Source organism: Hyphomicrobiales bacterium (assembly GCA_039989895.1).
In the GTDB taxonomy this organism is placed as follows: domain Bacteria; phylum Pseudomonadota; class Alphaproteobacteria; order Rhizobiales; family JACESI01; genus JACESI01.
Genome location: JBDXGY010000003.1, coordinates 32947 through 46814, shown reverse-complemented (window position 1 = coordinate 46814; position 13868 = coordinate 32947). Strand labels below are relative to the sequence as shown.

The 13868-nt window shown below is 48.4% G+C and carries 11 protein-coding genes; 3 read left to right on the top strand and 8 right to left on the bottom strand.

The genetic code is table 11. The annotated features are described in order from the left end of the window. Positions 1-27: 27 nt before the first annotated feature. The 8 genes from recQ to ABJ081_02525 all read right to left on the bottom strand — a co-directional run bounded on the left by recQ (position 28) and on the right by ABJ081_02525 (position 7707). On the bottom strand, positions 28-1863 hold the full coding sequence (gene recQ, locus ABJ081_02560) for a DNA helicase RecQ (GenBank protein MEP6355539.1): 1836 nt from the start codon (positions 1861-1863) through the stop codon (positions 28-30). Positions 1864-1872: 9 nt separating this feature from the next. Further along, a complete protein-coding gene (locus ABJ081_02555) occupies positions 1873-3204 on the bottom strand; it encodes a folylpolyglutamate synthase/dihydrofolate synthase family protein (protein ID MEP6355538.1) in 1332 nt (443 codons plus the stop codon). Positions 3205-3211: 7 nt separating this feature from the next. Continuing rightward, the gene (accD, locus tag ABJ081_02550; protein ID MEP6355537.1) at positions 3212-4159 is read right to left on the bottom strand and encodes an acetyl-CoA carboxylase, carboxyltransferase subunit beta; all 948 of its coding nucleotides are present in this window, start codon (positions 4157-4159) and stop codon (positions 3212-3214) included. A 35-nt stretch (positions 4160-4194) separates the two neighbouring features. Further along, positions 4195-5049 (bottom strand): tryptophan synthase subunit alpha, encoded by an 855-nt coding sequence (trpA, locus tag ABJ081_02545; GenBank protein MEP6355536.1) that lies wholly within the window; start codon positions 5047-5049, stop codon positions 4195-4197. A gap of 14 nt (positions 5050-5063) precedes the next feature. Next, positions 5064-5462, bottom strand: a complete 399-nt coding sequence (gene arsC / locus ABJ081_02540) for an arsenate reductase (glutaredoxin) (GenBank protein ID MEP6355535.1) — start codon at positions 5460-5462, stop codon at positions 5064-5066. A 92-nt stretch (positions 5463-5554) separates the two neighbouring features. Continuing rightward, positions 5555-5797, bottom strand: a complete 243-nt coding sequence (locus tag ABJ081_02535; protein MEP6355534.1) for a hypothetical protein — start codon at positions 5795-5797, stop codon at positions 5555-5557. 4 nt (positions 5798-5801) lie between these two features. Beyond that, positions 5802-7019, bottom strand: a complete 1218-nt coding sequence (gene trpB, locus ABJ081_02530; protein ID MEP6355533.1) for a tryptophan synthase subunit beta — start codon at positions 7017-7019, stop codon at positions 5802-5804. Between the two features lie 43 nt (positions 7020-7062). Then, positions 7063-7707 (bottom strand): phosphoribosylanthranilate isomerase, encoded by a 645-nt coding sequence (locus tag ABJ081_02525; GenBank protein MEP6355532.1) that lies wholly within the window; start codon positions 7705-7707, stop codon positions 7063-7065. Between the two features lie 169 nt (positions 7708-7876). On the opposite strand from ABJ081_02525, the gene polA reads away from it, so the two are divergent. From polA to ABJ081_02510, 3 genes are all read left to right on the top strand, one after another. After that, positions 7877-10798 carry a DNA polymerase I gene (gene polA, locus ABJ081_02520; protein ID MEP6355531.1) on the top strand — a complete coding sequence of 974 codons (2922 nt, stop codon included), beginning with the start codon at positions 7877-7879 and terminating at the stop codon, positions 10796-10798. A gap of 319 nt (positions 10799-11117) precedes the next feature. Further along, the gene (locus tag ABJ081_02515; protein ID MEP6355530.1) at positions 11118-11831 is read left to right on the top strand and encodes an outer membrane beta-barrel protein; all 714 of its coding nucleotides are present in this window, start codon (positions 11118-11120) and stop codon (positions 11829-11831) included. Between the two features lie 346 nt (positions 11832-12177). Continuing rightward, positions 12178-13800, top strand: a complete 1623-nt coding sequence (locus ABJ081_02510; GenBank protein ID MEP6355529.1) for a phosphoenolpyruvate carboxykinase — start codon at positions 12178-12180, stop codon at positions 13798-13800. Positions 13801-13868 lie beyond the last annotated feature (68 nt).

The window sequence follows — 13868 nt, the reverse complement described above, 5'->3', positions numbered from 1 at the left end:
AGCCGAAGATGAAAATCTTCGGCTTTTCTATGGGCTATCGGCAATCACAGCCAAAAACTCATCGCCAAAATTCTTCAACTTTGCTTTCCCCACACCTTTGACTCTTATCATTTCATCAAGGGTTGAAGGGCGCACAACAGCCATATCTTCTAGCGTTCTGTCAGGGAAAATAACATAAGCTGGCACGCCGCGCGCTTTGGCAATCGTTAGTCGTTTTTGTTTTAACGCTGACAAAAGTCCAAGATCACGGTCAGAAATATCGCGCGTTTCTGCAATGGATTTTTTCTTTTCACGAGATTTCTTCGATGGCGGTTTTGCTTCCTGTTTGCGATATAAAAATGTCTCTTTACCGCGCGAAAGATCATTGCCCTTCTTGGTAATTTTCAATCCGCCATATCCTGCGACATCCACCTCAAGAAAACCGATAGAGATCATTTGCCGTATCAACGATTGCCATAAAGCCTTGCTGTAGCCATTGCCACTGCCAAAGCACTCCAGGTCGTCATGGCTGGCTTTTTTGATTTTTTCGGTATTAGCTCCCCGCAAGACATCAATGATATGCGATTGGCCATATATTTCATTCGTTTCAAAAATTGCGTCAAACACCGTAAGCGCATCATCGGTACCATCAGTTAGTTCTTGTGGATTGAGGCAAATATCACAATTGCCACAAGGCTCGTGGCTTTCACCAAAATAAGTAAGCAAGGCTTGGCGTCTGCATGTGAGGGCGTCGGCATAATTGATTAATGCATCAAGGCGTTGGTTTTCACGCCATTTGCGATCATTATCACTGTCTTCCTGATCGATGAATTGGCGTCTGAGGCGAATGTCCCCGGGACCAAAAAGCATATGGGCTTCTGCCGGTTTCCCATCACGCCCCGCCCGGCCAATTTCTTGATAATAAGCCTCTACGCTGCCGGGCAAATCCGTATGAAAAACATAGCGTACATCTGGCTTGTCGATACCCATACCAAAAGCAATGGTGGCGCAAATCACAACACCCTCTTCGGTAACAAACCGATTTTGATTTTCTGTACGCACTTCGGTGTTCAAACCAGCGTGATAAGCGAGAGCGTTGATGTCATGGTCACGCAACAGTTCAGCCGCTTCTTCCGTTTTTTTGCGTGATAGACAATAAACAATACCGTTTGAGGCGCGGCGTGGAAGGATAAAATCAAGCAGCTGGTCTTTCCAGCTGTCCTTGGATGACACTGCAAGCTTGATATTGGGCCTGTCAAAGCCTGCAACGAAAACTTTGTGGGGACCGGCGAAAAGTTGTGTTGCAATATCTTTGCGGGTTGCTTCATCAGCGGTGGCGGTTAGGGCAGCTATCGGTACATTGGGGAAGCTATCTGATAGCTTGCCGAGTTGTGCATATTCAGGGCGAAACGCGGGTCCCCATTGCGACATACAATGCGCTTCATCAATAGCAAATAAGGTGATAGGCAGGCGCGATATGGCATTGAGCATACGATCCGTCATTAAGCGTTCTGGTGCCATATAAAGGATGGAGAGTTCACCGCAGGCAGCTTTGCGCCATGTCGCTATGTTTGCTTCACGGTCACGCGCAGAATTAATGGCATCCGCCTCAACGCCTGCAAGCCTCAAGGCTGCAATCTGATCTTCCATCAAAGCAACTAGAGGCGAGACAACCACGCACAGCCCACCCATGGTGAGGGCAGGCACTTGGAAACAAAGTGACTTACCAGCACCTGTTGGCATCACAGCCAGAATGCTCGTTCCCTCCAACAAGCAATCGACTACTTCTTCCTGACCATCGCGAAAGGTTTGATAGCCAAAGATATCACGCAGCACACCCAGTTTTTTATGCTGGAGATCACCCATAGTTGGCTTTATTTCCATCAATAACTCTTATTCAGGGGGCGTCCCATTACGCTCTAAGACTTCCCCGACGAGATAAAGCGAACCGGAAATCAGAACACGTGGCGGGCTTTCATATTGCCAATTTTTCGCCATCAACTTCAACGCATCTTCTACACTGTTTGCTGGCTCAGCTGATACGCCAGCTTTGAGTGCATATTCTGCAAGCTCACTTGGGTCAATCGCATTTTCTGTGTTGTTCAGCGGTACCGTGAAGCAATGACGTGCCAAATCAGCAAAAGGTTCAAAATAACCAACTGGCTCTTTTGTATTCAACAAGGCCACGATTAAAAACAGCGGACGTTCAACACGTTCCTCTAGATCGGCCATTGCACTTGCAATTGCTTGCCCTGCTGCCGGATTGTGCCCGCCATCAAGCCAGATTTCCGTCTCACTCATTGCCTGATCAACCAAGGCGCCTTGTTGCAGTTTTTGCAATCGGCCAGGCCAGTAAACATTTTGCAGGCCTGTTTCTATGATATCTGTATCAAGTCCGAGGCCCGCTGCTTTTAGGGCGGCGATCGCCGTTGCTGCATTGGCTATTTGGTGATGCCCTGCAAGTCGGGGCATATCGAGGTCAAGCAATTCTTCTTCATCTTGAAAAATAAGCCTGCCATTTTCCGACCATGCCATCCATTCTTGTCCGGCATGCTGGGCCGTGGTGCCAGCGCGAGCAACCGCATAATCAAGAACGTCACTCACAAGATCACTCGTCTGTGGTCCGATAACAACTGGGGCGCCGCTCTTGATGATACCGGCTTTTTCGGCAGCAATTTTTTCTATTGTGTCCCCCAAAAACCCTTGATGATCGAGGGCAATAGAGGTGATGACGCTGACAAGGGGAGGGGCGATAACATTGGTTGCATCAAGCCGACCGCCAAGGCCTACTTCAAGCAGTGTAAAATCTGCTGGATTGCTAGAAAAGAGCACGAAAGCGACAGCCGTTAAAAGCTCGAACACGGTAATATCTTCACCGCCATTGATCCGCTCCACCCTAAGCAATGCTTGAGCAAAACTATCGTCATCCACAAAGGTGCTTTCCCCCGGTCCGCTGGCTAAGCGAAACCGCTCGTTATATCTGACCAAATGGGGGGAGCTATGCACATGAACGCTTTTACCTGCGGCTTCCAAAATAGAGCGCATGAAAGCGATGGTCGAGCCTTTGCCATTAGTGCCAGCCACATGGATGACAGGCGGAATATCAAGGTGTGGGTTGCCCAGTCGCTCAAGCAGGCTCAACACCCGTGTGAGCGCCAGATCATAGCCCGGTGGAAAAGTCATCGTCAGGCGGGCAATAATATCATCAGGGCTTTCAAATGCCATGAGGGCACTAAGGAGTGGCGGTGTCGCCACCCTCGTCACTAATTTCAGGAGATTCGTCATCTGCTGCGGCCTCAGCGTCGTCTGCAGCGGGTTCGTCAATTAACGGCCAAGCCTGATGGGTCAATGTTGCGCAAATTTGTGCAACCGTCTCAGGCAGCGCATGACGATGGACCACCATGTCGACCATGCCGTGTTCTTTCAGATATTCTGATCGCTGAAATCCTTCCGGCAATTTTTCGCGGATGGTTTGTTCTATTACGCGTGGTCCTGCAAAACACACAAGCGCGCCGGGTTCTGCAATGTGAACATCACCCAACATCGCATAAGATGCGGTCACGCCACCGGTTGTTGGATTGGTGAGAACGACGATATAAGGCAAGCCCGCTTCACGAAGTGCTTGAACGGCGACGGTCGTGCGCGGTAGTTGCATCAAGGACATAATGCCCTCCTGCATACGGGCGCCGCCAGAAGCTGTAAAAATAACAAATGGTAGTTTCTTTTTTACAGCGCTCATAATAGCAGTAATAATCGCCTCACCGGCCGCCATACCAAGCGATCCCAACATGAACTCGGAGTCTTGAACGACGGCGATCATCTCAACACCTTTGACCTTGCCGTGGGCAATAAGAATAGCATCCTTCAGGCCGGTTTTTGCTTTGGCGTCTTTAAGGCGGTCGACATAGCGCTTGCTATCGCGAAATTTCAAGGGATCAACCGCAACATCTGGCGTATCAATTTGTTTCCATTCCTCATTATCGAAAAAGAAGTTCAGGCGCTTTTTACCTTCAATCTTCATGTGATAATTAGAATTTGGGACAACGAATTGATTTTGCTCAAGATCACGGTGGAAGACAAGCTCGCCGCTCTCGGGATCTTTCACCCAAAGGTTCTCAGGCGTTTCACGCTTATTGAAAAAACCCATTCCAGGGCGGACGACGTTGCTAATCCAGTTCAATGGCTTGGTTCCTTAGTTTATCTGTATTCTCAAGCTTATTCGGCAGCTTCAGATCGTGCGGCATGAACACCAACACTGAGTTCTTTAACAAGATCAGTGACGGCTTTCACTGTTATGTCGGTAGCTTTACCGTCTTCGTCAAGGCTGTCTTTTATAGCACTAACAAGGGCGGAGCCAACCACCACACCATCCGCATCCATGCCAATGATGCGTGCTTGTTCAGCGGTTTTAACGCCAAAGCCAACCGCAACAGGCAAATCTGTATGGTTTTTGATGCGGTTGACCGCATCGGCCACACGGCCTGTATTGGTGAGGGCGGCCCCTGTGATGCCGGTCATTGATACGTAATAGACAAAACCTGATGTGTTGTTGAGTACGGCCGGCAGGCGTTTGTCATCGGTGGTTGGCGTGGCCAGACGGATGAAGTTTATGCCTGATTCCATTGCCGGCAAACATAATTCATCATCTGCTTCTGGTGGCAAATCAACAATGATCAACCCATCCACGCCGGCTTCTTTCGCTTCTGCCGCAAAGGCCGCTGAGCCACGGAAATAAATCGGGTTATAATAGCCCATGAGCACAATCGGCGTTTCATTGTCATACTCACGAAAGCGGCGCACCATATCAAGCACATCATTCATGCGCATGCCTGCTTTCAAAGCGCGCTGGGTCGCTAGTTGAATCGGGATGCCTTCAGCCATTGGATCTGAGAACGGCATACCTAATTCAATGACATCGGCACCCGCAGCTGGCAATGCATCAACGATTGCTTGACTGGTTGCCTGATCGGGGTCGCCTGCTGTGATAAAAGTTACCAGCGCCGGGCGGTTTTCGCTCGCACATTTTGCAAAACGGGCATCAATTCTTGTTACGGGGCGCTTGGTACTCATGATTGTTCTCGAATTTATTTGACGACGTCGCCGTCTTCTTTTGTGAAGGAACCGATATCGGGATTAGGTAAAATGTCCAGAACTTTCTCGGAAGGCCGCGCCAAAACCGCGCCTTTTGGCGAGACCACAATCGGGCGATTCATGAGAATGGGGTGCTCGACGATAAAGTCGATCAACTCATCATCACTCCATTTTTCATTGCCTAGATCAAGTTCATCATAGGGCGTGCCCCTTTGCCGCAAGATATCACGAACGCTAAGACCAGTGGCCGCGATCACCTCAACCAGTTTTGCGCGACCAATGGGTGTTTTTTGATAATCAATTACATCCAGCATTGCGCCTGATTGCTCAATCATCGCCAAAGTGTTGCGCGATGTGCCGCATTTTGGGTTGTGGTAGATTGTGATGGTCATCCTAAACTCGTCTTGTCTTTGTTATAATCGTTATTTCATTCTTCATAGCCGGACTTGGTTCTGCTATCCAGAAAAACCTGACAAGACAGATGTCATCGTCGTGGTGCTGGTTGGAGTGCTTCGATTGGTTTTCCGCCATCAGTAAACTCTGCGAAAGTGTCAACAGCCTGCTTCATGTGTCTTAATTCTTGACGCATTTCTGCCAGTTGGGGCGCTTGTTCATGGGCCATTAGTCTGAGTTCATTCTCAAAAGCATCCATACGAGTTTCCATCTTTGTCACATCATATTGCAACACTTCAAGCCGCTCTAGAAGAATATCTAATTTATCACTCATCTCGTTAGAGCTCCACGCCCAGCGCTTTGCCAACAGTGAACACATCCTTATCGCCACGCCCGCACAGGTTCATGACAAGGATCTGGTCCTTATCCATGGTTGGCGCTCTTTTAATGACTTCGGCAAGCGCATGGCTTGGTTCCAATGCTGGAATAATACCCTCTAACTTTGTGCAAAGCTGAAAAGCCTCAAGCGCCTCTACATCTGTGATAGGCACATAATTGACACGTCCCGTATCGCGCAGCCATGAGTGTTCAGGCCCGATGCCGGGGTAATCAAGGCCAGCCGAGATTGAATGACCTTCGAGTATTTGCCCATCATCATCTTGCAAAAGATACGTGCGATTGCCGTGCAATACGCCGGGCTTGCCGCCGGTGAGAGACGCGCAATGCCCATCCGTATCAAGGCCGTGGCCGCCTGCTTCAACGCCGATGATCTCGATATTTTCGTCATCGAGGAATGGATGGAATAGGCCAATGGCATTTGAGCCGCCGCCAATGCAGGCAATCAATGTGTCTGGCAGACGACCTTCGGCTTCCATCATCTGTTCGCGTAGCTCATTGCCGATGACGGACTGAAAATCCCGCACAAGCGTTGGATAGGGGTGGGGCCCTGCTGCCGTGCCAATGATGTAAAATGTATCGTCCACATTTGTCACCCAGTCGCGCAGTGCTTCATTCATGGCATCTTTCAGTGTACCCGCACCGGCGGTGACAGGATTAACCTCAGCGCCTAGCAGCTTCATACGAAACACATTTGGTGCTTGGCGTTCAACGTCGGTTGCACCCATATAAACATGACAAGGAAACCCAAATCGCGCGCAAACTGTCGCAGACGCAACACCATGCTGACCCGCGCCGGTTTCCGCGATAATGCGGGTTTTGCCCATGCGCTTTGCAAGCAAAATTTGGCCAAGGCAATTGTTGATTTTATGGCTGCCCGTATGGTTCAACTCATCGCGCTTAAAATAAATCTTCGCGCCACCAAGATGCTCGGTCATACGCTCGGCAAAATAAAGCGGGCTGGGGCGACCAGAATAATGTTTATTGAGATGATCAAGTTCGGCTTGAAAAGACGGGTCCGCTTTCGCCTCTTCATAGGCTTTTTCCAAATCCAGAATAAGTGGCATCAATGTTTCGGCAACGAAACGGCCGCCGTAAATGCCGAAGTGCCCGCGCTCATCAGGGCCGGTGCGATAGGAATTTGGTTTTTGCACATTCATTGCCGTTACTCTTTTGCTCTTTTTTACTCTTCTTGCTCTGGTTTCACGCTTTTAATGTTGCTGCGTGAATAAAGCTTTCAATCATTGCTATATCTTTTACGCCGGGTTGGCTCTCAACACCAGAGGAGACATCAACCCCAAAGGGACTAACCCTTTCAATCGCTTCTTGTACATTATCCGGTGACAAGCCGCCAGAGAGCATGAAAGGCACATTATCTGGAAGGTCTTTCACAATATCCCAATCAAATGTCGCGCCATTGCCGCCTGGCAGATCAGCATCTTTCGGTGGTTTTGCATCAAGTAAAATATGATCTGCAATACCAATATAGGGAACAATCGCGGCAAGGTCATCACTCACGCTGATGCCAATCGCCTTCATGACCAACAAATCATAACGTGATTTTATCTCTAAAATGCGCGCAGGCGTCTCGCTGCCATGACATTGCACAATATCTGGTTTGACATCCCGCACGATCTCATCAAGCGCTTCATCATCTATATTGACCACCAAAGATACAATCTTTGTCCGCCCTCGCGCATGGCCAGCAAGGCGTCTAGCCTCATCACCATCCACATGACGCGGGCTTTTTTTGAAATTAACAAGACCAATCCAATCGGCGCCCGCATTAATGGCAGCATTGATGGTTTGGGTTGTGGAAAGACCACAGATTTTAATGATCGGTTTCATAGTAGCGATATGTCGTTTCAAACATGAATATCAAGAATTAAGTGCCTCCGTTTTATGAGGCCTTGGGCGTAGGAACAAGTCTATAATGTTAGAAAGTACCTATCGGTTGGTATCATATGATGACTTTAGCGCATTGCGGCTCTAAATTGTGCGCCAACAGGAGTGCACAATGTCACAAAAACATATCTTTCTCATCGATGGGTCAGCCTATATCTTTCGCGCCTATCATGCGCTGCCCCCACTCACGCGCAAATCCGACGGTATTCCCGTAGGTGCGGTGTCGGGTTATTGCAATATGATGTGGAAGGTATTCAATCAGGCGAAGGACGGAAAGCTGGGGCCGCCTGCCACGCACTTTGCGGTGATCTTTGATCATTCTTCAAAAACATTCCGCAATGAAATATACCCCGAATATAAAGCCAACCGCTCCGCTCCGCCGGAAGATTTACGCCCTCAATTTGGGCTTATCCGTGAAGCAACTCATGCTTTCAACCTGCCATCAATAGAGAAAGAAGGCTTTGAGGCCGACGATCTGATTGCCACCTATGCTCGCATTGCTAATGAAAATGGCAACAAGGTCACTATCGTTTCATCCGACAAAGATTTGATGCAACTGGTGACAGATAATGTATCGATGTATGACTCAATGAAAGACAAGCATATTTCAACGCCTGAAGTGCTTGAGAAATTTGGTGTGGGACCAGAAATGATGATCGACCTTCAGGCGCTCGCTGGTGATAGCACGGATAATGTGCCCGGCGTTCCTGGCATTGGCGCCAAAACCGCCGCACAATTATTGCTGGAATACGGAGACCTTGAAACGCTTCTGGCGAGAGCGGGTGAGATTAAGCAAAACAAGCGGCGCGAGAATCTGATCGAATTTGCGGATCAAGCTCGTATTTCACGGCAATTAGTCCGACTTGATGATCATGTGGAACTTGATGTGCCGCTGGATGATCTTGGGGTTGTTGAGGTGGAAGGGGCGGAGCTGCTTTCTTATCTCAAGGGCATGGAATTCACGACCCTCACCAAGCGTGTGGCTGAAAACTTTGAGGCCGATGTTAGCGCGATTGAGGCAAAGGTCATCAAAGTTGATGGCTATGAAGCGCAGCGCGGGCCAGATCTTGATCCGACACAAATAAGTAAAGAGGGCGGCATCGCAACGCCACAAATGCTGGCCAGCCAACGCGCAGAAAAAATCAGTGCGCTGCCCGTCGACAGCAGCACCTATGAAATGGTGATAAATCTTGAAGCGCTGGATCGCTGGATCGAAGAGGCGCGCGAGAAGGGTATTGTTGCGGTTGATACAGAGACCACATCTCTTGATGCTATGGCCTGTGATCTGGTAGGCGTATCGCTTGCCACAGCACCGGGCCGCGCCTGCTATATTCCGCTTGCCCATATTGATCCTGATGCATTCTGTGGTGATTTGTTCGGTGATGTGCAATCCAGCGATCATGCGGCCATGCCAAATCAAATACCACTCAAAGAAGCGATTGCCCGCTTAAAGCCGCTCTTTGAAGATCCGTCTGTTCTTAAGGTTGCGCAAAACCTGAAATACGACTGGCTGGTTCTCATTCGCTACGGCATTAAAGTCGCGCCTTTTGATGACACGATGCTGATGTCCTATGTGCTGGATGCTGGCATCTCTGGTGGTCATGGCATGGATGCGTTGTCTGAACGCTGGCTAAACCACGACCCCATTCCCTTCAAGGAAGTCTGTGGCTCTGGCAAATCAATGATTACTTTCGATAAGGTGCCCCTTGAAAAAGCAACCGCTTATGCCGCTGAAGATGCCGATGTCACCCTGCGGCTTTGGATGATCTTAAAGCCGCGCCTTGTGGCTGAGGGCATGGTCACGGTTTATGAGCGACTGGAACGCCCGATGGTGCCAGCTCTTGCACGCATGGAACAACGCGGCATTGCCGTTGATAGGCAAATGCTCTCGCGCCTTTCGGGTGAATTTGCCCAAAAGGCGGCAGCCATTGAAGCCGACATTTATGATCTAGCTGGCGAAACATTCAATGTCGGCTCTCCCAAGCAGCTCGGTGAGATACTGTTTGACAAAATGGGCTTGCCTGGCGGCAAGAAGACCAAAACCGGCGCATGGTCTACCTCTGCACAAGCTCTGGAAGATTTGGCAGCTGAAGGTCATGACTTGCCTGTTAAAATCGTTGAATGGCGACAGCTTTCAAAATTGAAATCTACCTATTCAGATGCGATCCCCACCTATATTAACGCTGATAGCAACCGCGTTCACACCTCATATTCTCTGGCTAGCACCTCCACGGGGCGGCTTTCATCTTCAGAACCGAACTTACAAAATATCCCCGTGCGCACTGAAGAAGGGCGCAAAATCAGGCAGGCTTTTGTTGCCGCCAAGGGGCGCAAGCTTTTGTCTGCTGACTATAGCCAAATTGAACTGCGCGTTCTCGCGCACATGGCTGACATCCCACAGTTGAAACAGGCCTTTGAAGACGGGTTTGATATTCATGCGATGACGGCCAGTGAGATGTTTGGTGTGCCGATCGATGGTATGGACCCTATGGTGCGCCGCCGTGCAAAGGCGATCAACTTTGGTATTATTTATGGTATTTCTGCCTTCGGGCTGGCCAATCAGCTTGGCATCGGGCGCGGCGAAGCGAAGGATTATATCGACAAATATTTCGAACGCTTCCCGGGTATTAAAGATTACATGGAAGAGACAAAGAAGTTTGTTCACGCCAATGGCTATGTGGAGACGATTTTCGGGCGCCGCGCGCACTATCCTGATATTAATACCAAAAATCCAAATATGCGCAATTTTTATGAACGCGCCGCCATTAACGCGCCCATCCAAGGCTCTGCGGCTGATATCCTGCGCCGAGCGATGCTGCGCATGGAAGAGGCGCTTTATGAGGCGAAGCTGAACGCACAAATGCTGCTACAAGTGCATGATGAACTGATTTTCGAGCTACCGGAAGAAGAAGTCGACTCCACCACAGCGCTCGTCAAAGGCATCATGGAAAATGCGACCATGCCCGTCCTCAACCTGAGTGTTCCCCTGTCGGTCGATGCTCGTGCTGCGGATAATTGGGATGAGGCGCATTAACATATAAAACCTATCTACGCGCACCAAACCACAAGCATTTCCATGTTGTCGACATAAGGCGACAAGGGCGCGTATAGCCAAGTCAGAAAATATTCATTTTTTTCTTACATTTGCCTGAAAATTTAACGTGATATTCCGCGAGAGAATCGTGTGTTGTTGTTCATTTATTAGACGAGTAAACGTCTGGCTAAGGGCAAACAAGCGGTTCGTCACGCATGGTGCGTGGTTGAATTCATATCAATTTAAAATTGTAAAGAGTAATAAGAAAGAAGTGGTTTGTATGATATTTTTGAAAAAGAGCATATCAGCAGTTGCGGTCATGAGCCTGATGACTGGTGTAGCAATGGCAGCAGATATTGATCCGCCAGCTCAACCAATTGCACCTGCGGCAAAAAATGATAATTTTTATATCTCAATCTTTGCCGGTGGGAATCTCAGTGTTGGCGATGAATCCTTTTCAAATGGCGATGGCTTATTAGTAGATATTGACCGTGATAATGGATTCAGTGTTGGTGGCGCAGTTGGTTACAAATGGAATAGTTTTAATTTTGATGGCATTACACCTCGTACTGAAATCGAGTTTTCCTATTTCAACAATGATGTTGATCAATTGGATTTTTCCGGCAATGGCGCTGGAAATGAAATACTTATTGGTGACACGGATGTAACTGGTTTCAATGTCTTAGCTAACCTTTATCTTGACTTCGATCATTTTAGCGACACGGGCTTCACGCCTTATATCGTTGGGGGCCTAGGTGTTTCTGTTGTTGATCTGGACCTCGTGTACAATCCGGCAGCGCCTTTTGCTTTGAATCTTGATGACAGAAGCACAAACTTTCTTTGGAGTGTTGGTGCTGGTACTAGTTATGCGTTGTCTGACAGTGTTTCGCTTTTTGGTGATGCGCGTTTCCAACAAGCTATTAACGTAGACAGTGTGCGGCGTGGCGGTGGAACACCAGGCGTCAATGGTGGGACATTCGAAGAAGATCTAAGTAATGTGGCCTTGAGAGCCGGCCTATCCTATAAATTTTAGGAAGCGCGACGTCTCTTTTTAAAAAGCCCGCCTTGTGCGGGCTTTTTTATATTTTGAATCACAACAATTGGTGCGCGGGTACCCTCTTATTTTTATCGAAATCCGAATTAACTTTAAGCGCCATTTAATTATATTATTTTTTAGGCAAAACTATTTATGCGAAGTTTAATTCACCCTCAAATCTAGCGCTAAAGTGTTGTTTTCTTCGGCATTAACTACCTTTTTGCGACTTCTGTGTGTTGCATTGAAAAAGGCCACCTCTGTATTTGAGGCATCCAAAGGCGGACAATCTGCCTTCAATTGTAGAGCATTGGTTTGATGACCAAGCAACGAAGGGTGGCTTTAGATGAATATTGGCGTTCAACACGGTATTTGGAATAAAGATTTCGCGGCTGATAAAGCAGGCCTTGAAAGCATTGGCACGGTTCACTGGAACTATGGCGCTGCCGAGCTTTATGATCGGGCACTGAAAAACCGTGAAGGTGAGCTAACCGCTGATGGCGCGTTGGCTGTCGATACGGGTCAACACACTGGCCGCTCCGCACAAGATAAATTTATTGTCCGCGATGCAAACACCGAAGATAAAATTTGGTGGGACAACAACAAAGGCATGGAGCCTAAACACTTTTCTCTGCTTTGGCAGGATATGATTGCTCACGCCAAAGGTATGGAGCTTTATGCCCAAGACCTTTACGGCGGCAATGACATCGCTCATCGTTTGCAAACCCGTGTATTCACAGAATATGCTTGGCACTCATTGTTCATTCGCAACATGCTTGTGCGCCCGCAGCGTGAAGAACTTGAGAACTTTGTGCCGCAGATGACAATCATTGATCTGCCAAGCTTTAAAGCGGACCCTGAGCGTCATGGTTGCCGCTCTGAGACATTCATTGCATGTGATTTTACTCGAAAAATTGTGCTTATCGTTGGTACTTCTTATGGCGGCGAAATGAAGAAATCTGTTTTCTCACTTCTCAACTATCTATTGCCAGAAAAAGGCATTATGCCGATGCATTGTTCAGCTAATGTGAATGATGAAGGTGAAAGCGCAATCTTCTTTGGTCTTTCTGGTACGGGCAAAACAACCTTGTCTGCTGACCCTTCCCGTACTCTTATCGGGGATGATGAGCATGGTTGGGGAGCTGATGGTATTTTTAATTTTGAAGGCGGTTGCTACGCGAAAACAATCAATTTATCAAAGGAAGCGGAGCCTGAAATCTATTCAACGACAGAACGTTTCGGGACGATTCTTGAAAACGTGATGATCGATGATGAAACAGGTAAGCCCGATTTTGATGATAGCTCAAAAACCGAAAACGGTCGGTGTTGCTACCCCATTGATTTCATCTCCAATGCAAGTGCGACAGGCCAAGCACCGCAACCCAAAAACATTGTGATGTTAACAGCTGACGCTTTCGGTGTGATGCCTCCGATTGCGCGTTTGACACCGACACAGGCGATGTATCATTTTTTGTCTGGCTATACAGCGAAGGTGGCTGGCACAGAAAAAGGCCTAACAGAACCGACGGCAACATTCTCTGCCTGCTTTGGTGCACCATTCATGCCCTTGCATCCATCGGTTTATGGCTCGCTTCTACGTGATCTGATTGCCAAGCACGATGTAACATGCTGGCTGGTAAATACAGGATGGACAGGTGGCGCTTATGGTGTTGGTTCACGCATGCCGATTAAGGCAACGCGTGCCCTGTTATCATCTGCCCTTGATGGTTCGCTGAATGCTGCTGATTTCCGCACAGACGCAAATTTCGGTTTCGAAGTGCCAACTGCTGTGGAGGGTGTCGACTCATCTATTTTGACGCCGCGTGACACATGGGCTGATAAACAAGCCTATGATGCGCAGTCAGAGAATCTTGTCTCAATGTTCATTGAGAATTTTGAGAAATTTGAGAAACACGTTGATATTTCGGTTACGAGTGCAGCGCCCCTTTTTTCTCAAGCCGCTGAGTGAAAAGCGGGTCATTGATGCAAAAAGGCAGCCTTGGGGCTGCCTTTTTTTTTTGGGGATGCTGACTATAA